The 25,519-nt window shown below is 53.1% G+C and carries 30 protein-coding genes; 10 read left to right on the forward strand and 20 right to left on the reverse strand.

From position 1 onward, the window contains the following. Positions 1-256 precede the first annotated feature (256 nt). From ACXAG1_RS16485 to ACXAG1_RS16500, 4 genes are all read left to right on the forward strand, one after another. Complete coding sequence (locus ACXAG1_RS16485; protein ID WP_475092405.1) at positions 257-1,546, forward strand: ribonucleotide-diphosphate reductase subunit beta; 1,290 nt, start codon at positions 257-259, stop codon at positions 1,544-1,546. 151 nt (positions 1,547-1,697) lie between these two features. Next, positions 1,698-2,174 (forward strand): YcxB family protein, encoded by a 477-nt coding sequence (locus tag ACXAG1_RS16490; protein WP_475120300.1) that lies wholly within the window; start codon positions 1,698-1,700, stop codon positions 2,172-2,174. A 94-nt stretch (positions 2,175-2,268) separates the two neighbouring features. Continuing rightward, positions 2,269-2,949 (forward strand): zinc metallopeptidase, encoded by a 681-nt coding sequence (locus ACXAG1_RS16495; protein ID WP_475092372.1) that lies wholly within the window; start codon positions 2,269-2,271, stop codon positions 2,947-2,949. Positions 2,950-3,010: 61 nt separating this feature from the next. After that, positions 3,011-4,126, forward strand: coding sequence for a linear amide C-N hydrolase (locus ACXAG1_RS16500; protein ID WP_475120301.1), 1,116 nt, complete (start codon positions 3,011-3,013; stop codon positions 4,124-4,126). A gap of 14 nt (positions 4,127-4,140) precedes the next feature. On the opposite strand, the gene ACXAG1_RS16505 is transcribed toward ACXAG1_RS16500, so the two are convergent. Further along, complete coding sequence (locus ACXAG1_RS16505) at positions 4,141-4,896, reverse strand: SDR family NAD(P)-dependent oxidoreductase (protein WP_475092370.1); 756 nt, start codon at positions 4,894-4,896, stop codon at positions 4,141-4,143. A gap of 123 nt (positions 4,897-5,019) precedes the next feature. Between ACXAG1_RS16505 and ACXAG1_RS16510 the strand changes: the two genes are divergently transcribed. The 4 genes from ACXAG1_RS16510 to ACXAG1_RS16525 all read left to right on the forward strand — a co-directional run bounded on the left by ACXAG1_RS16510 (position 5,020) and on the right by ACXAG1_RS16525 (position 8,083). Next, a complete protein-coding gene (locus ACXAG1_RS16510; RefSeq protein WP_475120302.1) occupies positions 5,020-5,928 on the forward strand; it encodes a LysR family transcriptional regulator in 909 nt (302 codons plus the stop codon). A 28-nt stretch (positions 5,929-5,956) separates the two neighbouring features. Beyond that, entirely contained in the window at positions 5,957-7,345 is a 1,389-nt protein-coding gene (locus tag ACXAG1_RS16515) for a hypothetical protein (RefSeq protein ID WP_475120303.1), read from the forward strand. Between the two features lie 196 nt (positions 7,346-7,541). Beyond that, a complete protein-coding gene (locus tag ACXAG1_RS16520; protein WP_475092367.1) occupies positions 7,542-7,784 on the forward strand; it encodes a type II toxin-antitoxin system ParD family antitoxin in 243 nt (80 codons plus the stop codon). Further along, complete coding sequence (locus ACXAG1_RS16525; protein WP_475120304.1) at positions 7,781-8,083, forward strand: type II toxin-antitoxin system RelE/ParE family toxin; 303 nt, start codon at positions 7,781-7,783, stop codon at positions 8,081-8,083. Before ACXAG1_RS16520 ends, ACXAG1_RS16525 begins: the two co-directional genes overlap by 4 nt. Positions 8,084-8,215: 132 nt before the next feature. On the opposite strand, the gene ACXAG1_RS16530 is transcribed toward ACXAG1_RS16525, so the two are convergent. The 9 genes from ACXAG1_RS16530 to ACXAG1_RS16570 all read right to left on the reverse strand — a co-directional run bounded on the left by ACXAG1_RS16530 (position 8,216) and on the right by ACXAG1_RS16570 (position 13,959). After that, positions 8,216-8,659, reverse strand: coding sequence for a hypothetical protein (locus ACXAG1_RS16530; RefSeq protein ID WP_475120305.1), 444 nt, complete (start codon positions 8,657-8,659; stop codon positions 8,216-8,218). A 160-nt stretch (positions 8,660-8,819) separates the two neighbouring features. Then, complete coding sequence (locus ACXAG1_RS16535) at positions 8,820-9,203, reverse strand: hypothetical protein (protein WP_475120306.1); 384 nt, start codon at positions 9,201-9,203, stop codon at positions 8,820-8,822. A 183-nt stretch (positions 9,204-9,386) separates the two neighbouring features. Continuing rightward, the gene (locus tag ACXAG1_RS16540; RefSeq protein ID WP_475120307.1) at positions 9,387-9,833 is read right to left on the reverse strand and encodes a hypothetical protein; all 447 of its coding nucleotides are present in this window, start codon (positions 9,831-9,833) and stop codon (positions 9,387-9,389) included. Between the two features lie 537 nt (positions 9,834-10,370). Then, the gene (locus ACXAG1_RS16545) at positions 10,371-10,745 is read right to left on the reverse strand and encodes a hypothetical protein (RefSeq protein ID WP_475120308.1); all 375 of its coding nucleotides are present in this window, start codon (positions 10,743-10,745) and stop codon (positions 10,371-10,373) included. A 626-nt stretch (positions 10,746-11,371) separates the two neighbouring features. Continuing rightward, on the reverse strand, positions 11,372-11,740 hold the full coding sequence (locus tag ACXAG1_RS16550) for a hypothetical protein (protein ID WP_475120309.1): 369 nt from the start codon (positions 11,738-11,740) through the stop codon (positions 11,372-11,374). A gap of 123 nt (positions 11,741-11,863) precedes the next feature. After that, positions 11,864-12,202, reverse strand: a complete 339-nt coding sequence (locus tag ACXAG1_RS16555) for a hypothetical protein (protein WP_475120310.1) — start codon at positions 12,200-12,202, stop codon at positions 11,864-11,866. 148 nt (positions 12,203-12,350) lie between these two features. Beyond that, the gene (locus ACXAG1_RS16560) at positions 12,351-12,791 is read right to left on the reverse strand and encodes a GNAT family N-acetyltransferase (protein WP_475120311.1); all 441 of its coding nucleotides are present in this window, start codon (positions 12,789-12,791) and stop codon (positions 12,351-12,353) included. 68 nt (positions 12,792-12,859) lie between these two features. Then, positions 12,860-13,291, reverse strand: a complete 432-nt coding sequence (locus tag ACXAG1_RS16565; RefSeq protein ID WP_475120128.1) for a hypothetical protein — start codon at positions 13,289-13,291, stop codon at positions 12,860-12,862. A gap of 125 nt (positions 13,292-13,416) precedes the next feature. Continuing rightward, positions 13,417-13,959: a hypothetical protein gene (locus tag ACXAG1_RS16570; RefSeq protein WP_475120312.1), complete on the reverse strand. Its 543-nt coding sequence runs from the start codon at positions 13,957-13,959 to the stop codon at positions 13,417-13,419. A 135-nt stretch (positions 13,960-14,094) separates the two neighbouring features. Between ACXAG1_RS16570 and ACXAG1_RS16575 the strand changes: the two genes are divergently transcribed. Further along, on the forward strand, positions 14,095-15,390 hold the full coding sequence (locus ACXAG1_RS16575; protein WP_475120313.1) for an integron integrase: 1,296 nt from the start codon (positions 14,095-14,097) through the stop codon (positions 15,388-15,390). 95 nt (positions 15,391-15,485) lie between these two features. Here ACXAG1_RS16575 and groL read toward each other — a convergent pair whose 3' ends face one another. From groL to ACXAG1_RS16600, 5 genes are all read right to left on the reverse strand, one after another. Further along, positions 15,486-17,126, reverse strand: a complete 1,641-nt coding sequence (gene groL / locus ACXAG1_RS16580) for a chaperonin GroEL (RefSeq protein ID WP_475092348.1) — start codon at positions 17,124-17,126, stop codon at positions 15,486-15,488. Positions 17,127-17,185: 59 nt separating this feature from the next. Further along, on the reverse strand, positions 17,186-17,479 hold the full coding sequence (locus tag ACXAG1_RS16585) for a co-chaperone GroES (RefSeq protein ID WP_043321025.1): 294 nt from the start codon (positions 17,477-17,479) through the stop codon (positions 17,186-17,188). A gap of 309 nt (positions 17,480-17,788) precedes the next feature. Beyond that, positions 17,789-18,301 (reverse strand): FxsA family protein, encoded by a 513-nt coding sequence (locus ACXAG1_RS16590; protein WP_475092347.1) that lies wholly within the window; start codon positions 18,299-18,301, stop codon positions 17,789-17,791. Positions 18,302-18,377: 76 nt separating this feature from the next. Beyond that, on the reverse strand, positions 18,378-19,139 hold the full coding sequence (locus ACXAG1_RS16595) for an SDR family oxidoreductase (protein ID WP_475092346.1): 762 nt from the start codon (positions 19,137-19,139) through the stop codon (positions 18,378-18,380). 58 nt (positions 19,140-19,197) lie between these two features. Then, positions 19,198-20,151 carry a DUF481 domain-containing protein gene (locus tag ACXAG1_RS16600; RefSeq protein WP_475092345.1) on the reverse strand — a complete coding sequence of 318 codons (954 nt, stop codon included), beginning with the start codon at positions 20,149-20,151 and terminating at the stop codon, positions 19,198-19,200. Between the two features lie 218 nt (positions 20,152-20,369). Here ACXAG1_RS16600 and ACXAG1_RS16605 point away from each other — a divergent pair, with 218 nt between their 5' ends. Beyond that, a complete protein-coding gene (locus tag ACXAG1_RS16605; RefSeq protein ID WP_475092344.1) occupies positions 20,370-20,705 on the forward strand; it encodes an MGMT family protein in 336 nt (111 codons plus the stop codon). 70 nt (positions 20,706-20,775) lie between these two features. Here ACXAG1_RS16605 and ACXAG1_RS16610 read toward each other — a convergent pair whose 3' ends face one another. From ACXAG1_RS16610 to ampD, 5 genes are all read right to left on the reverse strand, one after another. Continuing rightward, positions 20,776-22,134, reverse strand: coding sequence for an AmpG family muropeptide MFS transporter (locus ACXAG1_RS16610; protein WP_475092343.1), 1,359 nt, complete (start codon positions 22,132-22,134; stop codon positions 20,776-20,778). A gap of 68 nt (positions 22,135-22,202) precedes the next feature. Beyond that, a complete protein-coding gene (locus ACXAG1_RS16615; protein WP_475120314.1) occupies positions 22,203-22,811 on the reverse strand; it encodes a YbhB/YbcL family Raf kinase inhibitor-like protein in 609 nt (202 codons plus the stop codon). Positions 22,812-22,845: 34 nt separating this feature from the next. Then, entirely contained in the window at positions 22,846-23,850 is a 1,005-nt protein-coding gene (locus ACXAG1_RS16620; RefSeq protein ID WP_475120315.1) for a threonine ammonia-lyase, read from the reverse strand. Between the two features lie 27 nt (positions 23,851-23,877). Beyond that, positions 23,878-24,798 (reverse strand): regulatory signaling modulator protein AmpE, encoded by a 921-nt coding sequence (ampE, locus tag ACXAG1_RS16625; protein WP_475092340.1) that lies wholly within the window; start codon positions 24,796-24,798, stop codon positions 23,878-23,880. A gap of 43 nt (positions 24,799-24,841) precedes the next feature. Next, a complete protein-coding gene (gene ampD / locus ACXAG1_RS16630; RefSeq protein ID WP_475092339.1) occupies positions 24,842-25,414 on the reverse strand; it encodes a 1,6-anhydro-N-acetylmuramyl-L-alanine amidase AmpD in 573 nt (190 codons plus the stop codon). Between the last annotated feature and the right edge of the window lie 105 nt (positions 25,415-25,519).

The following is a 25,519-nucleotide window of genomic DNA, read 5'->3' on the forward strand; positions in this document are numbered from 1 at the left end:
CCAAGGCTGCGAAGTTTGCCGGGAGGTTTTTGTGAAAGGTGGGTGTGAAAAGAGAAAAATCTTTTTGGGGGGGGGCGTTGGGGGGGGCTGCGGGAAGCGGCGTCTCCACGCAACCAAGACCATAAGCGCCGCCCCGGCATCGGGCCAGAACGCCGCAAAAGCGTCAAACCCGGGCCGGGTGCAGGTCGCACACGAAACATACTTTGGATGCCCCATTACCAATGGGACATCGCACGGAAAAAGATAAGGGGAAGTCATGCTGAGCTGGGACGATATCGACACACAAGCCAAGCCAGAGCCCAAGAAAGCCGAACCGCAACCGGTGCCGGGTGCACTGCAATCCGAGCAGCAGGCAGTCACCGAACCCAGCGCTAACTACCAGGTAGAGAGCGCCAGCAGTGCCCCGGCATCGACCGCGGCCCAAGCCGAAACCAAGTCCACCGCTGCGCCCTCTTCCGCCGTGGAAGCCGCGCGCGCCGCCGTAAACGATCTGGATCCGGCCCCGGGCCTGGAAGAACTGGAAATGGGCGCTGCCCGTATCGAAGTCGACGAAAAGCGCATCATCAACTGCCGCGCCGACCTGAACCAGCTGGTACCGTTCAAGTACGACTGGGCCTGGCAGAAATACCTCGACGGCTGTGCCAACCACTGGATGCCGCAGGAAGTGAACATGAACAAAGACGTGTCCATGTGGAAAGACCCCAATGGTCTGACCGAAGACGAGCGTCGCATCGTGGAATACTCCCTGGGTTACTTCTCCACCGCCGACTCCCTGGTAGCCAACAACCTGGTGCTGGCCATCTACCGCCACATCACCAACCCGGAATGCCGCCAGTACATCCTGCGTCAGTCCTTTGAAGAAGCCATCCACACCCACGCCTACCAGTACTGTGTAGAGTCTCTGGGCATGGACGAAGGCGAAGTCTTCAACATGTACCGCGAAGTACCCAGCGTCGCCAAGAAAGCTGCCTGGAGCCTCGCGCACACCGGCTCCATCAGCGATCCCAACTTCAAGACCGGCACCCCGGAAACCGACCAGGAACTGCTGCGCAACCTGATCGCCTTCTACGCGGTTACCGAAGGTATCTTCTTCTACTGCGGCTTCACCCAGATCCTGTCCATGGGCCGCCGCAACAAGATGACCGGCGTTGCCGAGCAGTTCCAGTACATCCTGCGCGACGAGTCCATGCACCTCAACTTCGGCATCGACGTCATCAACCAGATCAAACTGGAAAACCCACACCTGTGGACCGAACAGTTCCAGCAGGAAGTCACCCAGATGATCCTGGAAGGTATGGAACTGGAAGTGGCCTACGCCCGCGACACCATGCCCCGCGGCGTACTCGGCATGAACGCAGCGATGATGGAGGAATACCTCCACTTCATCGCCAACCGTCGCCTGAGCCAGCTGGGCCTGAAAGAACAGTTCCCGGGTGCCCAGAACCCCTTCCCGTGGATGTCCGAGATCATGGACCTGCGCAAGGAGAAAAACTTCTTCGAAACGCGCGTCATCGAATATCAAACCGGTGGTGCACTGCAGTGGTAACGCACTGAGAACACATCGACTGTAGATAAGGAATACCTACAAGAAAGAGTCGCTCACAGGATGAGAGGTATTGAAGCGGGCGAAAGCCCGCTTTTTTTATTTATGAAACCCAGTACATTCAATGAACCAAATTCAGCAATAAGTGGTTTTGATGCAGCCTTTCAAAAAACAATTCACCCTATCCAGGGATTACCTGGCCGAATGTTTTGATCAGTCCCTACCCCATGGAAAAGGTGCCAAACCCAATTACCTGTTCCCAGCCGTGATGCTCGCTGCAGGTGCAGGGTCACTGATTTTTACCGATCAGCCCAGAGTGCTGGGCTACATGCTCATCGCTTTTGCGATTCTGGAGCTTCTACATATCCGCTTCCGACGCGCCTGGTGGCTGGCTCGGCAGATGTGGGGTAAAAGCGCAGGTAGTGAAGTGACCGTCATTGTCGATGAACGTGGGATTACGACTCAGAGCGAGCACACACAGACCGCACTGTTATGGTCAGATATCGAGGGTGTTATTGAGACAGAGTTGGGGTTGATCATTGTGGCGAAATCCGGTGGCAGGCACTACTTGTCCAAATCCTTGTTTACTGAAGATCTGGTCAGTGAGATTGTCGCCAGATCCAGGGGTTAGTGCGCATTCGCTCCTGTGTTAAAAGCATTGCAAAAACAGTCGTGTTGGAGCTACCTTCAGACGACCAGGCTCACCATCTACTGAATCGCCTCAAATGCCATACATACTCGCCACTCTGGCCATCATCGCCCTGATCGTAGGCCCGCAACTGTGGGTACGCTATGTGCTGTGGCGACACTCCACCGAGGTCGGCGATATGCCGGGGTCCGGCGCGGAACTGGCCGAACACCTGATCGAGCGATTTCAACTCGAGGGAGTAAAGGTCATTAAGGCCGGCAAGGATCAGAACTACTACTCGCCGTCGGAGAAGGTTGTGGCGCTCAGCCCGGATGTGTACCACGGCAAATCGGTAACGGCTGTGGCGGTGGCCGCTCATGAAGTCGGCCATGCGATGCAGTTCTGCCGCGAAGAGCCCATCTCCAGGCTGCGGGACAAATATCTGGGTCGGGCCGGGCAGATCCAGAAGATCGGCGGCACCATTCTGATCGCCGCCCCTATTCTCACACTGCTGATCAAATCACCGGTCGTCTTTCTATGGATAGGTGTGATCGCGGTGATCACCATGCTGGCTTCTGTACTGATGTACGTGGCGATTTTGCCGGAAGAGTACGATGCGAGCTTCAACAAGGCCCTGCCCATATTGCGGGAAGGCTACCTGCCAGCGCACCTGATGGACAAAGCCCACAGTGTACTGAAAGCCTGCGCCCTCACCTATGTGGCGGGAGCTCTGCTGGACGTTTTGCGCCTTTGGCGCTGGGTACGATTTATTCGCTAGCCAGGCTGGGGATTCGTTGCTGGCGACCGACTTTCGCATTTGTTCCTGCTCAATTAACCGCATGAACGCAGATAACAGTATCGACGTTTACTACACTTCTCCGAAAGAGGTACCGTCGATGCTGAATCTGAAACTCCTACCTGTATGTTACAGCCTGCTGTTCTCGACCCTGGTCTTCGCGGCCCTGGCACAGCCCACCGAAGCCTGTACCCGGGTGCTTTGGAATGACAATGGCCTGGCCGTGGTTGTTGGCCGCACAATGGACTGGCCAGAGTCCACCGAGCCGGTTTTGACGGTGTTCCCTCGGGGAATGGCGCGAGATGGTGGCCGCACCGGAGAAACCGTAACGGTAAGAGACAACCCGGCCCAGTGGACCTCCAAATACGGCAGTTTGGTGACGACGATCTATGGCATTGGCACCGCGGACGGCCTGAATGAAAAAGGCCTGAGCGGTCACATGCTGTACCTCAATGCGGCCAATTTCGGGCCGCGGGACTCCAAACGCCCGGGCGTACAGGCCGGACTCTGGCTGCAGTACTTGCTCGATAACGCGGCCAACGTCAAAGAAGCGCTGGCGCTGATGAAGCAGATCCAGATCGTGATGACGGAAGCACAGGGGCACACAGCCACGGTGCATCTGGCGATTGAAGATGCCAGTGGCGACTCCGCGGTGCTGGAATATATCGACGGCAAACTGGTGGTGCATCACGGCAAGCAGTATCGGGTGATGACCAATGACCCGACCTATGACGAACAACTGGCACTGCTGAAAAAACAGGACTACTCCAACCCCACCAGTGATACGCCGCTGCCGGGAAATGTGAATCCCGTCGATCGTTTCCAACGCGCCAGCTACTATTCCGCAATATTGCCAAAGCCAGCCAACGAACGAGAGGCTATTGCCGCAATCCTCGCCATCGCACGCAATGTGTCGGTTCCCTTCGGGGCCCCCTACAAGGGGTTCGGTATTTATAACACCGAGTACCGCACGGCAATCAATCTGACCGACCGGCGGTACTTTTTCGAACTCACCACCAGTCCGAATGTTATCTGGGCGGATCTCGACAGCTTCAAGCTTGCCCCCGGCTCCCCGGTAATGCTGCTAGACCCGGACAACATAGCCCTGTCAGGTGATGTCTGCGACAAATTTCACGCGGCCAGCAAAGCACCGTTTTGAGAATACCGAGCGGGCTACAGGAACATCCCCCCCGACACTTCGACGCGCTGCCCGGTTACCCAGCCGGCATCGTCACTGACCAGCATGGCCACGGCATTGCCGATATCCTCGGGTAAACCGGCGCGCTCCAATGCGGTCTGGCTGGCAATAAACTGGTTCAGCTGTGCATTGTCGCGCACCGCACCGCCACCAAAGTCCGTCTCTATCGCTCCCGGCGCCAGGGTATTTACGCGGATCCGCCGCGCTCCCAACTCGCTGGCCAAATAACGGGTCATGACCTCGATGCCGCCCTTCATCATTGCATAGGCGCAGTGCCCCGGCAGACTGAAGCGCGTCAGGCCCGTAGAGACATTGATAATACATCCACCGTCAGCCATTAGCGGCAGCAGTGACTGGGTGAGAAAGAAGGAGCCCTTGAGATGAACGTTCATTAGCGCATCGAACTGCCCCATGGTCGTTTCCGCGAATGATGCATGAACGCCCATACCGGCGTTATTAATCAGATAATCGATACGGCGACCTCCAAATGCATCTGCGAGAGTGCGACGTAGCGCTTGTCCGAATTCCGCAAAGCTCCCGCTCTCCCCCACGTCCAGTTGCAACGCCTCCGCTTTCTGGCCACAACGCGCCACCTCCTCAAGTACGGCTTCTGCCGCGGTGCGGTTGTTCTGGTAGGTAATGATGCTATCGATGCCGCGCCCTGCGAGCGCCAGTGCGCTGGCGCGCCCGAGACCACGGCTTCCGCCGGTAATCAGTGCCAGTTTACGCATGCCTTCCTCCTCATTGCGTTAACACGAAAACCAGCTTAACCAGCAGACTGTCGCCCAAAAACCCACCAATTCCGATATCATTGTTCGCAGTTAGCGAACAATAGCTAGACGAAGATGAGAGCGATGGACAAGTTTGAGATGATGCAGCGGTTCGTGAAGGTCGCGCAGACCGGCAATTTCACTCGCGCAGCCGAGATTCTCGGGCTGCCGAAGTCCAGCATCTCCAGCGCCGTACAAACTCTGGAACAACAACTGGGAACACGGCTGCTCCACCGCAGTACCCGCCGTATCACACTCACTCGCGATGGCGAAAGCTACCTCCCCCAATGCCAGGCAATTCTCGCCGAGCTCGAGGCCCTGGAGAGCCAGTTTCAACATCAGGGAGCCGATGTTCATGGAATCGTGCGTGTGGATATGCCGAGCCGCTTCGCCTCCACGGTGGTGCTCCCGCGCTTACAGGAGTGGCTGGATACCTACCCCAATGTCAAAGTTCAGATCAGCTGTACCGATCACAACATCGACCCCGTTTCCGAAGGCGTAGATTGTCTGGTTCGAGTAGGTACCCTAAAGGACAGCGCACTGATTTGCCGCCCATTAACCAGCTACCCGTTACTGAATTGCGTGAGCAAGGGTTATATTCGCCGCCATGGTATTCCACGAACCCTCAATGACCTCCAGCAGCATCAACTCGTTGATTATTCGCAAAAAATTGGTAATCGACCGGCAACATTCGAATACCTGAAATGTGGAGAGGTCCACCAGCAACCCATGCCCAGTGCGCTTGCAGTCAATAGCACAGACGGGTATCTCGCCGCCTGCCTGGCTGGCCTGGGTATTGCACAGCTACCAAAGATCGGTATTGGGGGACACCTAAACAGCGGAGCGCTGATACCTGTCCTCACCGAATTTACTGCTGAACCGATGCCAGTATCACTGCTCTACCCGTCCCGTCGTCAGCTACCGAAACGACTCTCGCTGTTTATGGAATGGCTGGAGTCAACAGTTAAAAAAGTTGAACAGCAGAGTGTCTGACCACCAGCGCCGAAGGAAATGGAAAACTATGCCCACCCTTAAAAAAATCGCAATCGGCTATGTATTCTTCAACCTCTTACTCGCCGGAGTTTTCTTTTCCGCTGGCGGACTTCAGATGCTCGAAAAGCCAGAAATTCCGCAAATTGACTCCCCTGGGTCACTGGCCTCAGACCTCGAATACTTCAAGCAAGTCGTCCTCGCCAACGAAAAAGACATCACCCCAGAGCAGGCTGCGGAGTTCAATCAAATCGTAGAGTCCGCTCCCGCGCCGCAGTCCGAAGATGACCTCACCCTACTCGTATTACAGGCACTCTCGGTCTTCGAAAACGCCCACACCACCGCACTGACCACGAAAATGCACCGATTCCCGGTCCGCTTTCACTGGACCGCCGACGGTCTCATCATCGTAAAAGCACGCACGGACCACAGCACGTTACTCGGGCAACGCGTGCTTTCCCTAGGCGGAAAAACCCCGGAAGAGCTATTACCCAGCACCGCGCTTCTCACCGGTGGTGGCACCGAGAGCTGGCACAAGTATCGCAGTGAATTTCTCTATTCCGCACCCAGCGCACTGTCATTCCTCGGCGCCACAGTAGCCAAAGGATCCGTTGAAATACGCACATTGAGCCTCGAGAACGTCGAATCGAGTGTACTACTCACAGCTGAGAACGAAACCAAGCCCGGCGACCCCTTCTGGGAATTCCGTAACGCATTTCCCGAAGACGAAAGCTTCGCCACCAAGGGCTGGACATCAGTGCTACGCAAGGGCGATCACCTCCCCTTATTTCTCCAGGAAACCGACAAACTGCATCTGCTACGCGAGCTGCCTGAACACGATGCAATCTATATTCGAATGAATGCGAGCTTCGCCGACAAAACAGAAACACTCGATCAATTTGAACAGCGGATTTTAGAACTTGGTACAAGATCACAAGCTCAAAACTACATCGTCGATTTCCGCTTTAACCGTGGAGGTGACTACACGAAAGCCCTCCCGATTGTCCAAACCATAGCCGATGCCACACCGGATAATGGCCGCATATACCTGATCGTAGGGCCCAACACCTTTTCTGCAGGAATTATCGCGGCAAGTCAATTCAAACACCTCACCCCACAAAACCTTGTAGTTGTAGGGAGCGAAATCGGCGATAAGCTACGATTCCGTGCGGAAGGTTTCTACCCCAAATTGCCCGCTTCGGGAATTCAACTGTATCTAACCAAAGGCTGGACTGATTTGGCAGACGGATGTGGTTGGTTCGATGATTGCTGGCCACCAAACAAAATATTACTTAGCGGAATAGGTGAACTCGAAATTGACATTCACGCTGAGAACACCTGGGCCTCATATTTATCAGGGAAAGACCTCGTCATTGACGCGGTATTTAAGGATATCAAATACGTCAACGATAGGTGGTAACACTGTCACCTGAACGCCACGGCAGGGGCGGCTTACTTTGGGTGTTTTTTGCGCGAAACTGGGAGCACAGCGACCGCTCAAAAATTGCGCAAAGTAAGACGTCGGCTGAAGCACCTTGTTGAGTGCACGTACGGAGTACTTGACAACCCGCCCACTCAATACCATATTTAGGTACTTATTGGTACAAGGAGGCACTATGGCCAAGAACACCAGCATGACCCTCGGGTCACACTTTGATGAATTTATAGCCAAAGAAGTCGCCAGCGGCCGCTATGGCTCCGCAAGTGAGGTGGTTCGTGCGGGTTTGCGGTTACTCGAAGACACCGAAACCAAGCTTGAAACACTTCGCTCACTGTTGCAGGAAGGCGAGGAAAGCGGTTTCACCGATTATACCTATGAATCATTTATTGCTGAGCTTGATGAAAAGAAAACTTCATGAGTTCATTTAAGATAAGCCGTAAAGCAAAAAGTGACCTGAAAGGTATTGCCAATTTTACTGAGCGGCGCTGGGGAGTAGCCCAGCGAAACGTTTACATCAAAAAGTTTGACGACGCATTTCATGACCTCGCCGCTGCTCCACTATCTGGTGTGAGCAGTGAAAATATAAAATCCGCCTATCGAAAAATTCCGCACGGCGCTCATATTATTTTCTACAAAATTGGTGAGAATGATTGCGTTGAGATCATAAGAATTCTGCACCAAAGTATGGATGTAAAATCGAAGCTCCTGAGCACTTAACGCCCGCAACAGGGGCGACCAATGCTATGCACGTTTTGTGCGAAAATGGGAGCGAAGCGACCAGCACAAAATGTGCATAGCGTTGGGCGTCCCGCGGAAGCCCGAAGGGCTGAAGCAAACTGCCTGCGATTGTTATGAGCAATTACGCTCGTAGGTAAATACGTAGCCATCATAAAGCTCGAAAATTATTTCTGAATTTACGATTTCAATATATGTATATGGATACTCTTCTTTTTCATTTTCGTAAACTTCAATTTTTTTAATAATTTTACGATCTGGATAGACACCATAAAATACAGAATCTTTTTGCCTTATATTTCCTTCTTCTTGTTTTCCAAGATTCTCTACAGATAATTTATAGACTGGGTTTTCAATTTCGTTTGACAATGAACTGAATTTTGTTTCTGAGATCAACACAGTACTTTTCAGCCACTTTCTTGCCTCAGCTTCTGGAGTGATTCCGCCGCGAAAAGTTTCTATCTCTGCTACGCACCATTCGCCATAGAACTCTTCGAAAGATTCCTCCGCAAAAAGATTGGAGGAAACCAGCAATGATACAAGTAGCAGAAGCTTCATTCTTTGTGACTCATAACGCCGCGAGCAGCGGCAGCTTACTTTGTGCGCTTTATTGCGCGAAAATGGGAGCGAAGCGACCGCGCAATAAAGTGGACAAAGTAAGCTGTCCGGTGGAGGCCCGTAGGGCCGGAACGAATTGCCTCGCTTTGTTAAGAGCGTTTCAAACGTACGTGACCGCAAAAAAACACCCACCAATCTTATTATTAAATCCTTGAATATAATTTTTACGTGAGCCATTAATAAATAGCTCTCGTTCGACGACCCTAGGACCACTTTCTGAAATACACTCAAGTAAGAATGTATAGCTACCATGCGGCAAGGCAATCACTGAAGGTTCTTTGATGACGTAACCGTTGACCTTCACGATTCTAGTTGGAACAACGAGTCCTGATGCGCCGTGAAATCCGTATACTTTTCCTAGATCTTTACTTCTACTACTGGACCCTTCAAGAAATTCTTCAGGTATTTTTATTACTTGAGAGCAAGAAAGAATACTCATCACATAGAACGATGCAAAAAACCAACCCAACTTTCTAGATATCATGATTTTCTCAACTACTCGAGCTCTTAACGCCCAGCGCAGGCGCAGCCAGCGCGGAGCGCATTTTGTGTTAATGTTTGAGCGCAGCGAGTAACACAAAAGGTGCGTAGCGTTGGCTGTCGCTCTGCCGCTGATTGTTAAGGCTATTTGGCACACAACTTAGCGCGTACCGCATTCCCACCTTTCTCATTTACGTTTAGATGATGCTTTATCCCTACCAATTTTTTCACCCACAATTTTTAAAGCGAAAGTTACAACTTCATCGGCTGTTTTAAATTTTATTGTCCTGGATTTCCTTTCGTAATCCATGAAATCGTAGGTGCTATCATGTCTAACTTCGAAGTATTCCCGATTAAAGCTCATAGAAAAATCGTATACATCTGTTGTTCTACTTTCAGAAAATGAAATCCTAGAAAAAGTAGAACCCTTTTCTGCAATTATGGAGATTTCAGGATTATCACCTATTTCATCTCCCAATAAAGAAATAACTTCTATAATGGGAGCCATTTTCCTTGACTTATCGACTTCTATAGACTTTTGCTCATCGAAAATTTTTGTCATTCTTTTCTCTTCCGTTTGAGCAATGTCATTCAAGATAGAGCGAACTTTTTCTCGCAAAATACGTTGATTCATAGATTCACTCCACGATCTACATATTGCCTTAACGCCCACGGCAGGGGCGGATTACCTTATGCGCGTTTTGCGCAATAATGGGCGCGAAGCGACCGCGGAAAACGTGCATAAGGTAAGCCGTCCCGCGGAGGCCCGAAGGGCCGGAGCTTCACTGCCCGTGTTTGTTATATGGCCTTAGGTTTCAACCGACTTCGGTGACAAAAGGGTGAGAACCGCCAGGTACAGCCAGCCGCCAGCCCAACTTAGGCCAAGTACAAGCGCCACCAATGCGCACGCTACTGATGAACGACCTTGCTTACGCGCCACCCAAAATGCAAGTAACGCGGGGAGCACAGATGCAAACAGAAAGATGTATGGAAAGAATGCCAAACTCATATTCATTGCTATTCAAATGATCCTAAAAATTACAAAATTAGCTCAGACATATAACGCCCAGCGCAGGCGCAGCCAGCGCGGAGCGCATTTTGTGTTAATGTTTGAGCGCCAGCGAGTAACACAAAAGGTGCGTAGCGTTGGCTGTCGCTCTGCCGCTGATTGTTAAGCCCTGCAGGCTATGAAGAACCGCTTTTCCTCGATATTTTCCCCGAAGCCTATTACTGGATTATCTATTCTTATCCAGGAGCCGTGAAGTTTTTTCTCCAGTGCAGAGACAAGTGTGAAACTAGAATCTATCGACTCTATTTCCGAGTATACATCGGAAACCTTTGCCGCCTTTTTTCCAGGCGTCATATAAAAAAGACATTCCTCATTCTCGATATCAAAGCCAACTTTGCCGATCGGTTCAATTGATTCAGTTGAAGTAATTTCACCAGAATCATCCATATTCAATAAAATCACGAATAACTCAAAATCATCGCCGATTAATTCTGACTCGTCGAGTTCATTCAAAATACAGCTGACATACTTACTCAACGATTGCGATTCCTCTGTAGGCTTAACGTCCAGCGCAGGCGCAGCCAGCGCGGAGCACTTTTTGTGTTAATGTTTGAGCGCCAGCGAGTAACACAAAAAGTGCGTAGCGTTGGCTGTCGCTCTGCCGCTGCTTGTTAAGTGTACCCTGCTCCGGAACTCGTATATGACAGTAGTTCATTGTTTAGCTGCGTAGCTTCGTAGATATTGCATAACAAGTATAAAAGGCCCCAATAGCACATTAACTGGAATTTCCATGAATGCGCGAAGCGTTAAACCATCTGATTTGCAAATTTTTGGATCTGGATTTCCCCCGCCGCGTTTCCAAATAGTGATATAGCCATGAGGCGCACTTTCAGATTTACACTCATAAGTATGTAGATTCCTAACATATTGATGGTACGCAATGATCGATCCGGGGGTTGCGTAAATTAGTGCAAACAATAGAAAAATTATTGTTCTCAGCTTCTGCATGCCTGCACCTATCTCGTGAGTATTGACACTTAACGCCCAGCGCAGGCGCAGCCAGCGCGGAGTGCTTTTTGTGTTAATGTTTGAGCGCCAGCGAGTAACACAAAAAGTGCGTAGCGTTGGCTGTCGCTCTGCCGCTGCTTGTTAGGTGGATCCGCTCAGCTACCCCATTTTTTCTTAAGTTTGTTGTAGCACCACCCCAAAACTGTACTGTTCTTTCTCGTATTGTAGCCAGCCAGTGCTCTTATGAAGACAAATGCTCCATCTATAAGAAACATAAAATATCCAAAAAGCACGAGCAAAATAACTAAAACCAAAAATCCGTTAAAAAAGCTTGTTTGAGAGTACTGCCAGGCCAGAGCAAATGATTCAAAGAAGCCGGGATGATTCATTCGCAAACCTCGTGAATAAGGCATCGCAAAAAAAGAAACTACCAAACCAATAAACCAAACAATAGGAGGTGTTATTTTCCTTAACCGGTAAAGCGGAACCGAAACTATTCGCCGGTAGAATCTTGGTGCCTTCATTGTTTCCTCACCTAACGCCCAGCGCAGGCGCAGCCAACGCGGAGCGCCTTTTGTGTTAATGTTTGAGCGACAGCGAGTAACACAAAAGGTGCGTAGCGTTGGCTGTCGCTCTGCCGCTGTTTGTTAAGCATTGCCGGACTCCGAAGCAGGGAGCAAGGCTAGCAACCACGCTCCCATTGCCACAGTAGCAGTTAGTTCTGGATACAGCGCATACGTAGCAAAACCAGTAGAAATTGTTGCGGAAGCCAATGATGCCGGGCCTAGCGTGTTTGAGGTTGCTCTCTGCTTCTTTCGAGTGTTAGCAACAACACCAAAAATATACAAGAAAGCACCAACTACCAACACCACCAAAATAGAAAAATGTTTTAGCGCAGCTTCTGCTATGTGTACGTAGTAGAGCCTAAATCCTAGAACCCCAATAAATAGCAGCAACCACAATTTCAAGTAACTTGATCTAGCCATGCGTTCCGATGCTTAACGCCCGCAACAGGGGCGACCAATGCTATGCACGTTTTGTGCGAAACTGGGAGCGCAGCGACCCGCACAAAACGTGCATAGCGTTGGGCGTCCCGCGGAGGCCCGTAGGGCCGGAGCATCCTGCTTGCGTTTGTTAAGTGTTGTACGTGTAGAAGTGCCACGTGCTTTTGCCGGTGTCGATTGAATCATAGAGTTTTTGAGCCACCTCATTATCTGGAGATGTCACCCATTGCAGCCTTGCCGCACCGTTTTCTTTTGCGAAATCTCGACAATGCTCAATGAGCTTCCGGCCAATACCATTACCTCGACTACCTGGCGACGTATACAGATCATTCAATATAGCGATCTTTGACGTTATTGTTGAGGTATACGTGAAATATACGGTAGCAAAACTAACCACTTTTTTTTCTTCGCGAAATAGAAACTGGCGGCCAAGCTCTGAAGATCCAGTGAATCTTGAAAAGAACTTAAAATTCTTTTCATCACAAACGCCCTGAACTTTATAGAACTCCTGATATGCCCGTATAAGCGGCAAGACTTCTTCCAAATTTTCTTCTGAAACTTGCTCAATCACGTTAATTCCTTGTGACACTTAACGCCCCGCGGAGGCCCAAAGGGCCGGAGCCTTGCTGCCTGTGATTGTTAAGTACCGAGCGCCAATTTGGCTCCGTAAGTCAGGCCTAACTTCACTGTCGTTAGCGCAGATTCTTTACCTAAAGTCTGTATACCTTTGCTTAGCCGCTCACCAATTGACATCTTGGATTGCAGCCCCTCTGGAACTGAATTTAATACTTCTAACCCCTTGGGAGTCAACGTAACGCCTTCATAGGAAATTGCTTTATCGGGATTTGAGCACCATAGGTACCCTGCCTTTATCAACCAATCAATTGCTTCATCAGCAATCTGATACTCAAGTTCAGCAAGATTAAAGTATCCCTCAGGATCGTCCCCGAGAGATTTCTTTATGGCAACACCTATTTCCATTTTTGAAATGGAAACTTTTAAAGGAAATTCGCTGTAGCAACGGCCGAAAATTTCTGCTACGGCGATATTAAATGCTTCGATATTCTTCATAGGTACTTAACGCCCAGCGCAGGCGCAGCCAGCGCGGAGCGCCTTTTGTGTTAATGTTTGAGCGACAGCGAGTAACACAAAAGGTGCGTAGCGTTGGTTGTCGCTCTGCCGCTGATTGTTATACGTCAGAACCTGACGCCCGCGTTGAGATTGAACAAGAAAACACGGGCTACAGTTTCACCGGGGCTGCCAACAAACTGAAACTTTACTTCAGGACCAACGGTAAACTTGTCGTTAAAAATCAAACCACCCTTAAAAGACGCCTCAGCCATAGATCTAACCTTATTTCCCTCAATACTGAAATCAGCAGCACCAACTCCAGTCGAGCAACCCAAGTACGCACCTAAGTTTTCGTCTATAGCGTAATCTTGAAAGAAACGAATCCCAGCCGAAAGTGACTTATAGTCGCTCCCGTACTCGCTAAGAATATCTTTCTTTGGATCAAGTAGAGTAAGATCAACGTAATAGAATTTAGACCGACTTACCCAACGTACGCCCTTTGCCCCATCAGAATCCAAGTTCAAATACGAATATGGCTTTCCATTAAATTCATTTTCATCTGTATCAGCTTTAATGGTGGCTGCCGGTCCGTATGAAATAACCAGCTCATTTGCAAAACAAGTACCTGAAACCACAAAAACTAGAAGCGATAGATAAATTTTTTTCACTATTTTTCCGTATAACAGTTTTATTCATACGCCATAGGCTTTTGTTGCAGAAGCAATTGTTCCTCGGCGCAAAAATCAACACCCCAACAAAAATAACCAAGAATCAACAACCTATAGAAGCAGGCCGTCACATTCATGCGAGCAGAAGAAGCCCATGGCTTTTGTTCTTGTTTTCCAAATGGCTTGTTTGAGATATCCAAACCCTTTGTATATCAACGGTTTAGCCTATCTCATTCGCTGCACACAAGCCATAGGCTTCTGAATCTGGCGTTGACGCGGTTTATTTACAGCTATACTGTATATAAAAACAGTAATGGCGGTTATTATATGGACAACATTCGCAAACGTGTACCGGTGCGCCCCGTTCGATTTTTAGACACTCTTCGGTTGCACATGCGTGAAGCCGGTCTTGCCTATACGACTGAACGTACATACATCCATTGGATTAAGAGATTCATACTGTTTCACAACAAACGGCACCCCCAGGATATGAGCGTTCCAGAAGTGGAGCTGTTTCTTACCCATTTGTCGGAGGAGCGGGACTGCTCCGTAGGTACTCAGCGAATTGTTTTGAACGCGCTGGTGTATCTGTACACCCGATTTCTGGAGATCGAACTTAAGGATCTTTCGTTCACTCAGGCGAAACGCCCTCGCCGCCTTCCAGTGGTTTACAGCCGCGCAGAAGTAGCCTCGATCTTATCGCATCTTTCTGGACCTGGGCGATTGCGCGTGCAGTTGCTGTATGGATCAGGCTTGCGCTCGGCTGAGATGCTCTCACTACGAGTAAAAGATATCGACTTTGGCAGCAATAATATTTATGTGCGCAGCGGTAAAGGAAATAAGGACCGTACGACGATATTGCCACAGGGGCTTGTCGCGGATCTGCGTCGCCAAATTGAGCGTGTACGTATTCTGCATGAACAGGACATGGCCGATGGTGTCGGCAATGTTCATCTCCCTGATGCGCTTGCGCGGAAGTACCCCAAGGCGGCCAGCGAGCTTGGTTGGCAATATCTGTTTCCGGCATCTCAGACCGGGCCCTGCCCGCGCACGGGCGAGGTACGCCGGCATCACCTGCACCCAACCGCATTGGCCAAGCAGATCCGCCGAGCGGTAAAGGCCGCCGGGATCCACAAGCCGGCACGAGCACACGCGTTCCGGCACAGTTTTGCCACGCACTTGCTTGAATCGGGGTATGACCTGCGGACGATCCAAGAACTATTGGGGCATTCCGATATCAGCATCACTGAGATCTACACCCACGTGGTCAATCGCGGCAGCAAGGGTGTTCTAAGCCCTATGGATTGCCTTGGTCACGGCTCTGGTAATGGGATTGGTAACGGGTATGGAAGCGGGAATGAGAGTGGTAACGGTGGCGGTCCAGGCAACAAGGTGAAAGAGCCCGCGCCGCTGTATCAGATTGCTTGCTGACAAGTGGGCGGGATACCCGAGTGCGAAAGCAAATTGTTCAGCCATAAAAAAACCCCGCAAAGCGGGGTTTTTTTATGGCTTGGCTGGAGGCCGGCTTACATCATGCCGCCCATGCCACCCATTCCGCCCATGCCACCCATATCAGGTGCAGCCGGCTTATCTTCCGGGATTTCTGCAACCATGGCTTCGGTGGTAATCATCAGGCCAGCAATAGAAGCTGCAGCCTGCAGCGCAGAGCGGGTTACCTTGGCTGGGTCGAGAATACCCATTTCCAGCATGTCACCGTACTCACCGGTACCGGCGTTGTAGCCGAAGTTGCCCTCGCCCTGCTTCACTTTGTCGACAACCACAGAGGCTTCGTCACCGGCGTTGGCTACGATCTGGCGCAGCGGCATTTCCATGGCGCGCAGTGCGGCAGCAATACCGTGGTTCTGATCTTCGTTGTCACCGGTCACGTTGATCGCCTGGGTAGCGCGAACCAGAGCGGTACCACCGCCAGGAACCACACCCTCTTCTACCGCAGCGCGGGTCGCGTGCAGGGCGTCTTCTACGCGGGCTTTCTTCTCTTTCATTTCGACTTCGGTGGCAGCGCCAACCTTGATCACCGCAACACCGCCAGCCAACTTGGCAACACGCTCTTGCAGCTTTTCTTTGTCGTAGTCGGAAGAAGATTCTTCGATCTGGGCGCGGATCTGCTTAACACGCGCTTCGATGTCCGCAACGTCGCCAGCACCGTCAACGATCACGGTGTTCTCTTTGGACAGAGTGACGCGCTTGGCGGTACCCAGGTGCTCCAGAGTGGTAGATTCCAGCTCCAGACCAACTTCTTCGGAAATCACGGTGCCGCCGGTCAGGATAGCGATGTCCTGCAGCATAGCCTTACGACGGTCGCCGAAGCCCGGCGCTTTCACCGCAGCTACTTTCACGATACCGCGCATGCTGTTCACTACCAGAGTGGCCAGCGCTTCGCCTTCTACGTCTTCGGCGATGATCAGCAGCGGCTTGGAAGCCTTGGCTACTTGCTCCAGCAGGGGCAGCAGGTCACGGATGTTGGAGATTTTCTTGTCAACCAGCAGGATGAACGGGCTGTCCAGCTCGGCAGTCATGTTCTCCTGGTTGGTGATAAAGTAAGGTGACAGGTAGCCGCGATCGAACTGCATGCCTTCTACGACGTCCAGCTCGTTTTCCAGGCCGGAACCTTCTTCCACGGTGATAACGCCTTCTTTACCAACTTTTTCCATCGCTTCGGCGATGATGGTGCCAACGTGCTCGTCGCTGTTCGCGGAGATGGTACCTACCTGGGCGATAGACTTGCTGTCTTCACAAGGAGTGGACAGGCTGGCGATGTGCTCAACGGCAGCGGCTACGGCTTTGTCGATACCGCGTTTCAGGTCCATGGGGTTGAAGCCGGCGGCCACTGATTTGAGGCCTTCGGTTACGATGGCCTGGGCCAGTACGGTAGCGGTGGTGGTGCCGTCACCGGCGGTGTCGGAGGCCTTGGAAGCCACTTCCTTCACCATCTGCGCGCCCATGTTTTCGAACTTGTCTTTCAGTTCGATTTCTTTGGCTACGGATACGCCGTCTTTGGTTACGGTCGGCGCGCCGAAGGCTTTGTCCAGAACCACGTTACGGCCTTTCGGGCCCAGGGTGGTTTTTACGGCGTCTGCCAGGATGTTTACGCCGTTCAGCATTTTTTGGCGAGCGTCATCACCAAATTTAACGTCTTTTGCTGCCATGGTCTTAATTCCTCAATTCTGTTCGTCGTTATCTGATACCGGAGCTAATGGCCCGAGCCTTAGCCTTCCAGTACACCGTAGATGTCGCCTTCGCTCATGATGATCAGCTCTTCGCCGTCCACCTTGAGGGTGTTGCTGTCGGCATAGCGGCCGAATACTACGGTGTCACCGACTTTTACAGACAGTGCGCGAACGTCGCCGTTCTCCAGTTGCTTGCCTTCGCCCACGGCAACCACTTCGCCCTGGTTCGGCTTTTCTTTCGCTGCGCCAGGCAGAACAATGCCGCCCGCGGTTTTCTGTTCTTCTTCCTTACGGCGTACGACTACACGGTCGTGTAAAGGACGAATTTTCATGGATTGGCTCTCCAATGCGTCGTTTTAGGGTTGCAATAACAAGGGGCCGCCCCTCACCTCGAGGGTCCGACCTGCCCCAGTTCCGGTACCCGGCGCTGGGAAAAATCTTGAGTGGAGCCTATATGCGGGGGCCATACTGCAATTTCAACAGCGGCGAAGAAAAAAACTGGGGAATTTTTGTCAGCCGAGCACCTGTTGGCGCTCGACTTGGGAAAGACAGGAGGGAGGCAAGAAGGAAGCAGGAATTGGTGCCGAGAAAATTCGCACGATTTACGTTGAAGAGCGGGCTAAGCGCTCAAAAAACGACCATCAATCAGACTTGCGGCTGGAATCCGAGTCATCTCGCTCGTAATCGCCCTCGATCACGTTGCGCGGACCTCGGTCTTCGCGTGCAGGGCCACCGGATTGCGCACCAGGTCCCTGCCCATGGGTTCCGTGGGGGTTCTGGTATCCGGGGCCCGGGCCGCGCACTACCACAATGTGGCTCAGTAACCGCCCAAGCACCAGCTGGCGGATACCGGGAATCAGGCAGGCAAAGCCGATAGTGTCGGTAATAAAGCCCGGGGTAAGCAGTAGAGCACCGCCCACTGCGAGGAAGATACCTTCGGCCATTTCTTTGGCGGGCAACTCACCCATCTGCATCTTCTGCTGTGCCCGCATAACGGTGGAGATACCCTGCCGCTTGAGCAGCGCCAGGCCAACCACCGCCGTCAGCAGCACCAGGCCAATCGTGGGAAGCGCGCCGATTTCCTCTCCAACGCTAATCAATACCCACATTTCCAGGATGGGCAGAATAATGAACAACAGCAGTAATGGACGCATGGGCCCGGGCTCCAGAAGGAATGGTAGAGGGCCGGGCAACACTATCAATCAGGAATAAGCGTGCCCGCCAGATCAGTTACATGCGGGCGCCGCCGTCAATTTCCACCACTCGCCCGGTGAGATAGTCGTTTTCGATAATAAAAGAGACGGTACTGGCAATCTCATCCGGCTCGCCAATACGGCGTAGCGGGACCTGTTTCACCAGCCCTTCAAGAATCTCGGGGCGCATCTGCGCCACCATCTCGGTGCCGATAAAGCCCGGTGCAATGGCTGCTACGCGAACGCCGTAGCGGGCCAGTTCCCGCGCCCAGGTGACGGTCATGGTGGCGACACCGGCCTTGGAAGCGGAGTAGTTGGTCTGCCCCATGTTCCCCGCACGGGACACACTGGAGATATTGACGATCACGCCACCGTTACCCTTCTCCGCCATAACGCCCGCAGCCGCGCGGGTACACAGGAATACGCCGGTCAGGTTTACATCAATCACCGATTGCCATTGAGCCAGCGACATCCGCTCGGTGACCTTGCCGTCCTTCACCTTCAGCAACATGCCGTCGCGCATGATACCGGCGTTGTTCACAAGTACATCCAGCGCACCGAAATCCGCTGTGACCGCCTCAAAACAGCGGTCCACGGCTTCTTCGCTGGAAACATCCACCACATAGCTTTTCGCTTCAGCGCCGGCCGCCTCGCAGGCCGCGACACTTTCATCCAGGCGCTCTTGGTTGACATCGAGCAACGCCAGTCGAGCACCGCGCTGGGCAAGATACACGGCCATGGATCGCCCCAGACCCTGCCCGGCTCCGGTGATGGCAATAACACTGTTTTTTACGTTCATAAATAATCTCTACTGCGCGGGGCTACAGGACGCGGCATTACCAGGACTAGGACTTGGGTTACCAGGAATAGCCCACACCTACCGTCATTTTGGTGTCTTGTTTTTCACTGTCGATGGACGGTGTGTTGTCATACTGCCAGGCGTACTTCACTTCCATCAGGATACCTTTGACCAGAGGCGTGCGCACACCGATTTCGGCGGTACTCTGGTAGTCATCGCTGGACTCAAAAGACTGCAGTAATTCCTGGTTGTAATAGACCTCAGGGCCCATATCGAACTTGTAGCGGTAGTTCCAGGCGGAACGGCCTGCGGCGTAGCGCTTGTCGCCGGTTGCATTGAGGCTAGGGTCAATATATTCATCTTTCAGACTACTGACACCGCCCTGGATGGAGAGCGCGGACTTGTCCGTATCGAAAAACAGGTAACCGAGACCGAGACCGAGGGTTGTGGTCAGGTCAATATTGCGCGCCTCTTCATGTACCAGGGAGCTGTTACCCGCGGCGAACCACTTCTCCGCAAAGATCCAGCGCAGATCGTAGCTCAGGCGGTACTTTTCCAGGTCATCAATTTCCGGGTTGTTCTGGTTCTGGTACTGGGTGCCGATGATGTGGTGGAAATCGCCATTGCGCACGTCGAAGTTGGCATTGATGTCCCAGTCTTCCCGCTCGCGGTTACCTTCCTCAAATACCCCGGAGGCGGCCACGTTACCGTGAAATATAATCGGATTACCGACGAAGTTGACGTAGGGTTCAGCGCGGTCAATGGCCGGAAAGTCCATCACCCAGCCGGAGCCTTCGTCACAATAGAGTTCCCACTGCTCCTGGCGATGACCGGCCAGAGCACACGGTTCATCACGCCCGGCAATCTTGAGATCCTTGTCGGTTTCCAGCGACAGGATCTTCCCTTTTTCGACGGTGATTTCACCAAAAGTCTCTGAGTTCCAGACCACATTGTCTTTTTCCACCAGCACCAGCTCGCCGTAGATCCGGTCGCCATTGGCAAGACTGAGCACGCCGGCATGCGCCTGCAGGGCAGTCGCAAGACAGAGGAGCAGGGTAATGACTCTTTTGCAGGAGAAAAGTGCAGAAATAAACGAAGGATTCGGGGAAAATCGGGGAACAACAGAGAGCACGAAACAACCTTTCGATAGCTTTATATTATTAGCTTCTTAAAACTAATAACCTAATAGTTCGACATAGCGCAGAAGTTCATAAAACTTCAGGATCGGAAATGGTGCAGAAACCTACATCACCTACCAATGATGCCACAACTCGCATCTTCCTTGCACTCGCGCGGGTACCTGCGGGACGAGTGGTCACTTATGGCGGGCTGGCGGAGCTGGCCGGCCTTCCTCGGGCCGCAAGGCTCGTCGGCCACACCCTTAAAAAACTCCCGAAAGACACCACCCTGCCCTGGCACCGCGTGCTCAATGCGCAGGGGAAGATCTCTCTCCCGGAGCCCGGTTTTCAGCGACAGAAGAAGCGCCTGGAGGCAGAGGGAATTACCTTGGTAAGGGGGAAGGTGGACCTGACACATTATCGGTGGCCGAAGAAGGGAGACCTGTAGATGCTTTGACGAAAGAAGTTCGCGCTAGCCGTATCCCACCACCGACTCGCCGACACAGAGCTCTATGCGATTAGCGTGGCGCGGCATCTTCTGCCAGAGCTTCTTCCCGCCGCTTGCGCCACCATAGATAAATGGACAACAGAATGGCCGGCAATCCAATGATCGCGGCATAGGTGAAGAAAAGATTGTACCCCTGTGCATCTACCACGATACCCGAGAAGCCACTGATAAATTTTCCCGGCAAAGTCATCAATGAGCTGAACAGCGCATATTGGGTCGCCGTGTAGGCCTGGTTCGCAAGGCTGGACAAATACGCAATAAAAACCGCATTGGATAATCCGGCACTAACGTTGTCAGCACTGATTACCAGTGCCAGCCATGTTTTGTCCGGACCGATATTGGCCAGATGCGCGAACAAAAGGTTGGTTGCCGCAACCATCACCGCGCCGAGAATCAGCGGGCGCATGATACCAAAACGCACCACCAGCAAGCCGCCGAGAAAAGATCCGAAAATGGTGAAAAAGAAGCCGAATACTTTGGTGATCTGGGCAATGTCACTTTTGCTGAAACCCAGGTCCAGATAGAAAGGGTTTGCCATTACGCCCATGGCAATATCACTTAGCCGATAAACGCCAATAAACAACAGAAGCACCAGGGCGAAGCGGCCATTGCGCTGGAAAAATTCAATAAACGGGCAGGCAACTGCGCGTACAAACCACTCCCAGATCCTGCTGTGCTGACCGCTGCCGAGCATCCGGTCCACCCACGCATGCTGAAAGTCTTCTGCCATGGCTTTGACTTTTTCATGGTCTGGCTCAGAGATCAGCAATGTGGTGATGACACCCACCCCCATCAGAGCGGCCATGGTGGCATAGGCGACAGACCAGTTTGCCAGCTCCGCTACATACAGAGCACCGGCACCCGCCACCAGCAAGGCGATGCGATAACCAAAAACGTAGTTCGCGGCCATCGCCCCCTGCAAATCTCGATCCACAGACTCAATGCGATACGCGTCGATAACCACATCCTGGGATGCGGAGCAAAACGCCACGATAACCGCCAGCACCGCCACTTGAGTCAGGGCGAGCTGAGGATTGACACTTGCCATCCCCAGCAGTCCCAGGGCCACGCCAATCTGCGCGGCAATCATCCAGCTACGACGTTTGCCCATCACACGTGTCAAAACGGGGATCTTCAGATGATCGATGACCGGCGCCCAAAGCACCTTGATGGAAAAAGTAATACCGACCCAGGCAAAGAAGCCGATTGCCGTACGGCTAACGCCATAATCTCGCAGCCAGGCAGTCAGAGTAGAAAACACAAGCAATAGCGGCAGGCCAGCAGAAAAGCCGAGAAAAAACATCGCCAGCACTTTGGGCTTGAGGTAGATCCTAAGTGCTTCACCCCAGGTCATGTTTTGCTTTTGCATGGGCAGGCTCTGTTTCCTTTTATCGGCTTGCCTGATGTTCGGTACTGCAGCCTGTTCTCAAACGGCCGCTAGCGTCCAAATTTTAGTTCGAGTTGCGCCTCTGCCAGTTTATTGGCATTGATCTGGGACGCCACCATCGCCGCGGGGCTGTTTTCATCCAGCGGCAACTGCTCCACTTTGAGCGCGTACACTCGAAACTGGTAACGGTGCTCCCCTTGCCCTTGCGGCGGGCAGGCACCGCCGTAACCGGGGCTACCAAAATCCGTGCGACTTTGAATCGCTTCCGGGATCAGTCCATTTTTGAGATCACCCGAGCCTTCCGGCAGGCTTGTCACCTGCGCGGGAATATTGAATACCACCCAGTGCCACCAGCCACTGCCGGTGGGCGCATCCGGGTCATGCATCACCAGGGCAAAACTGCGGGTTCCTTCCGGGGCCCCTGACCACTTCAGGGGCGGTGAAACATTCTCGCCATTACAGCCGAAGCCGTAATACAGGTGCGCGGCGCGCATCGTGTCGCCCTCGGCGTAATCCGGTGACGTCAGAGCAAATGATTCGGCCTGGCTAGCCACCGGGAGCGCGAGTACAAGCATCGCTACCACCGGGAACATTATTCCCCCCAGTGTAGCAGTACTCACGCAGTGGCCTCGCAAGAGCCCGAACACCAGAAATTTCATACCAACCCTCCTGCACGGCGCTTTCAACGGGCGCTTAATCCCCTTTCGAAAGCAGCGCCGACATTGCGGCCAGATCCATATTGCCTCCGGTCAGGACCACCACCGCGCGTTTACCGCGGAAGCGTGCCGGGTGCTCAAGCACAGCAGCCAGCCCCGTTGCCGCCGAAGGCTCCACCAGCTGTTTGGTGCGCACCCACAACAGGGACAGGGCCTCCAGGATACCGGCCTCGGAAACGGTCACTATGTCATTGACGGTTTCTCGGATAATCGTAAAGTTGCGCTCACCCAACGTGGTACGCAGGCCGTCGGCGATGGTAGTCGGGGTTTGCTCGGTCACACGTACACCGCTGCGGAAGGAGCGGTGGGCATCATCCGCTCCGGCGGGCTCGGCGCCCAACACCTTGACCTGCGGCGCCAGCGCAGAAACGGCCAGCCCCACACCAGCCAACAGACCGCCGCCCCCCACCGGGGCCACCAGCAGATCTGGCTCAAATCCCATTTCCCGACACTGCCCGAGCACCTCCTGCGCGACAGTGCCCTGCCCGGCAATAATGCGCGAGTCATCAAACGGGGGCACGACATGCGCACCCGTATCCTCAACCACCTGTGCCAGGGTCGACTCGCGAGCCGCCAGCGTGGGTACACACTGAACGATATCCGCACCATACGCGGCGACAGCCGATTTTTTCGCTTGCGGCGCGTTTTCCGGCATTACCACCATACAACGGAGCCCCCGCTGTGCCGCAGCCCAGGCCAAAGCGGCCCCGTGATTTCCTGAAGAATGCGTCGCAACAATGGCAGTGCCTGGGGGCAAGGCAAACAATGCATTCGCCGCGCCGCGCGCCTTAAACGCCCCGACCTTCTGCAGGTGCTCACATTTGAAATAGATATCCGCACCCAGCCGTTCACTAAGCGTGGAGGAATATATGAGCGGAGTGCGATGGACAAGCCCGGATAAACGCTCGGCGGCGCTGAAAACATCCGCCGCCACAGGGAAATCCAGAGGAAGAACAGGTGAGCTGGAGTACAATTCAGACACAAATTTTCGCTTTCAGTGGGCCACTAGCTACCAAAACAGCACGTACAGTGCCATCAGTGTAATCCACATCAACAGCGCTCGTGAAAGCAGCGCCTGCATGGCTTCAACTTCAGCGCCACATAAACGCTGCCCCTCGTTGACCGCGACGCCGGCACTGCATTCACTGCTATCGATGCCACCTAGCGCCCCCTCCAAATAGTGCTCGAGGACGTCAGCGGTGGTAGTTTCCTTGCAGGTCAACCGCTCGCGCCAGACGCGGTAGCAGCCAGCAAAATTGCCCACTATCGCCAGCGTGAATCCCAATGCGCGCACCGGCAGCCATTCGACCAGCCACAGCCAACGCGCCGCCAGCGATTTATTTTGCGCCAGGACATCACGATCAGCAGCATCTTGAGGGTCGCCGGAGAATGCCTCCACTGCCATCTGACTCACCCGGTACAGCAGTGCGCCGGGTACGCCTAGCAAAAGGAACCAGAACAGCACCGCAAACAGGCGCTCAAACGCGCGATACACCGCGGCACGAAACACAACCCGATGCAGTGTTTGCGCGTCCGGCGCTCTCTCCGCGGCATCTGTATCGTCGGGCGTCATCAAAGGTGCCGCAGCAGACTTTGCAGCCTCCAGATCCCCCTGGTACCAGGCGCGAAGATAAGTCGCCAGCGTATCGTTAAAATTGCCACGCCCGAAACTGTACAAAAGCGCCGGCACACTGATCAGAATGACTCCGAGCCACCCGAGTATCGACTCCGCCAGCGCCAGCGCAATGGCCACCACCACTACCGGTAGCAGCACCAGAATACCAAAGCCGATACCCGACCTGGCACGCAATGCCGGCTGGCGGAACACATACGCCTGCCAATGCCCAAACCACGCATCGCGATGCAAGGGTCCGCCGGACCCCCAAACCTGAACAAGCCCCAATGCCAACAGCACAATCAGAAGTGCCATAGCTCCCCCGCTATCAAATTTGGTTCGCTGTCTACCGATAGAGCTAGCTGTCAACCGCTCCGGTGAGTCGATCCAATTTATTAAAATAAAGGTCCCAGTCAAATCCCGGACCTGGGTCCAGCTTGCGCCCCGGCGCAATGTCCGAGTGCCCGGTAATCCGTGACCGGTCAATGGCCGGATAGGCCTCCAGAATTGCTACCGAAACTTCCGCCAGCGCCTCGTATTGCGCCGGGGTGTAGGTATCGGTTTCCAGACCTTCCAGCTCGATCCCTATTGAGAAGTCATTGCAGTTCTCACGCCCACAAAAAGTCGATTGCCCTGCGTGCCAGGCGCGGGCATCAAAAGGCACATACTGGGTGACCCGGCCGTTGCGGTCGATCACCAGGTGCGCGGAAACCCGCAGCGTGGCTATTTCGGAAAAATAGGGGTGGGCGTCGATATCCAGATGGCCGAGGAAGAACTCGTCGATGTAGGCGCCACCGTACTGGCCCGGTGGCAGGCTAATACTGTGGATAACCAACAGATCCACTTCAGTATCGTCCGGGCGGGCATTGCAATGCGGACTTGCCACGCGACGAACGCCGGACAGCCACCCTGACTGGACCTGATATTTCAAAACGTAACTCCACTGGAACTGAGCAGGGAGCTATTTTATGGAAGCGAAGAAGTATCTGCCAATAGCGGCCCACATTTATGGCCAATCATATACCAATCCTGTGGG

This window comes from Microbulbifer sp. ABE4_465 (assembly GCF_056160765.1).

Bases quoted from the DNA above. Each gene is read 5' to 3' on its own strand.
- ACXAG1_RS16485 (WP_475092405.1), top strand. From the start codon at position 257: ATGCTGAGCTGGGACGATATCGACACACAAGCCAAGCCAGAGCCCAAG.
- ACXAG1_RS16490 (WP_475120300.1), top strand. From the start codon at position 1,698: ATGCAGCCTTTCAAAAAACAATTCACCCTATCCAGGGATTACCTGGCC.
- ACXAG1_RS16495 (WP_475092372.1), top strand. From the start codon at position 2,269: ATGCCATACATACTCGCCACTCTGGCCATCATCGCCCTGATCGTAGGC.
- ACXAG1_RS16500 (WP_475120301.1), top strand. From the start codon at position 3,011: ATGAACGCAGATAACAGTATCGACGTTTACTACACTTCTCCGAAAGAG.
- ACXAG1_RS16505 (WP_475092370.1), bottom strand. From the start codon at position 4,896: ATGCGTAAACTGGCACTGATTACCGGCGGAAGCCGTGGTCTCGGGCGC.
- ACXAG1_RS16510 (WP_475120302.1), top strand. From the start codon at position 5,020: ATGGACAAGTTTGAGATGATGCAGCGGTTCGTGAAGGTCGCGCAGACC.
- ACXAG1_RS16515 (WP_475120303.1), top strand. From the start codon at position 5,957: ATGCCCACCCTTAAAAAAATCGCAATCGGCTATGTATTCTTCAACCTC.
- ACXAG1_RS16520 (WP_475092367.1), top strand. From the start codon at position 7,542: ATGGCCAAGAACACCAGCATGACCCTCGGGTCACACTTTGATGAATTT.
- ACXAG1_RS16525 (WP_475120304.1), top strand. From the start codon at position 7,781: ATGAGTTCATTTAAGATAAGCCGTAAAGCAAAAAGTGACCTGAAAGGT.
- ACXAG1_RS16530 (WP_475120305.1), bottom strand. From the start codon at position 8,659: ATGAAGCTTCTGCTACTTGTATCATTGCTGGTTTCCTCCAATCTTTTT.
- ACXAG1_RS16535 (WP_475120306.1), bottom strand. From the start codon at position 9,203: ATGATATCTAGAAAGTTGGGTTGGTTTTTTGCATCGTTCTATGTGATG.
- ACXAG1_RS16540 (WP_475120307.1), bottom strand. From the start codon at position 9,833: ATGAATCAACGTATTTTGCGAGAAAAAGTTCGCTCTATCTTGAATGAC.
- ACXAG1_RS16550 (WP_475120309.1), bottom strand. From the start codon at position 11,740: ATGAAGGCACCAAGATTCTACCGGCGAATAGTTTCGGTTCCGCTTTAC.
- ACXAG1_RS16555 (WP_475120310.1), bottom strand. From the start codon at position 12,202: ATGGCTAGATCAAGTTACTTGAAATTGTGGTTGCTGCTATTTATTGGG.
- ACXAG1_RS16565 (WP_475120128.1), bottom strand. From the start codon at position 13,291: ATGAAGAATATCGAAGCATTTAATATCGCCGTAGCAGAAATTTTCGGC.
- ACXAG1_RS16575 (WP_475120313.1), top strand. From the start codon at position 14,095: ATGCGAGCAGAAGAAGCCCATGGCTTTTGTTCTTGTTTTCCAAATGGC.
- groL (WP_475092348.1), bottom strand. From the start codon at position 17,126: ATGGCAGCAAAAGACGTTAAATTTGGTGATGACGCTCGCCAAAAAATG.
- ACXAG1_RS16585 (WP_043321025.1), bottom strand. From the start codon at position 17,479: ATGAAAATTCGTCCTTTACACGACCGTGTAGTCGTACGCCGTAAGGAA.
- ACXAG1_RS16590 (WP_475092347.1), bottom strand. From the start codon at position 18,301: ATGCGTCCATTACTGCTGTTGTTCATTATTCTGCCCATCCTGGAAATG.
- ACXAG1_RS16595 (WP_475092346.1), bottom strand. From the start codon at position 19,139: ATGAACGTAAAAAACAGTGTTATTGCCATCACCGGAGCCGGGCAGGGT.
- ACXAG1_RS16605 (WP_475092344.1), top strand. From the start codon at position 20,370: ATGGTGCAGAAACCTACATCACCTACCAATGATGCCACAACTCGCATC.
- ACXAG1_RS16610 (WP_475092343.1), bottom strand. From the start codon at position 22,134: ATGCAAAAGCAAAACATGACCTGGGGTGAAGCACTTAGGATCTACCTC.
- ACXAG1_RS16615 (WP_475120314.1), bottom strand. From the start codon at position 22,811: ATGAAATTTCTGGTGTTCGGGCTCTTGCGAGGCCACTGCGTGAGTACT.
- ampE (WP_475092340.1), bottom strand. From the start codon at position 24,798: ATGGCACTTCTGATTGTGCTGTTGGCATTGGGGCTTGTTCAGGTTTGG.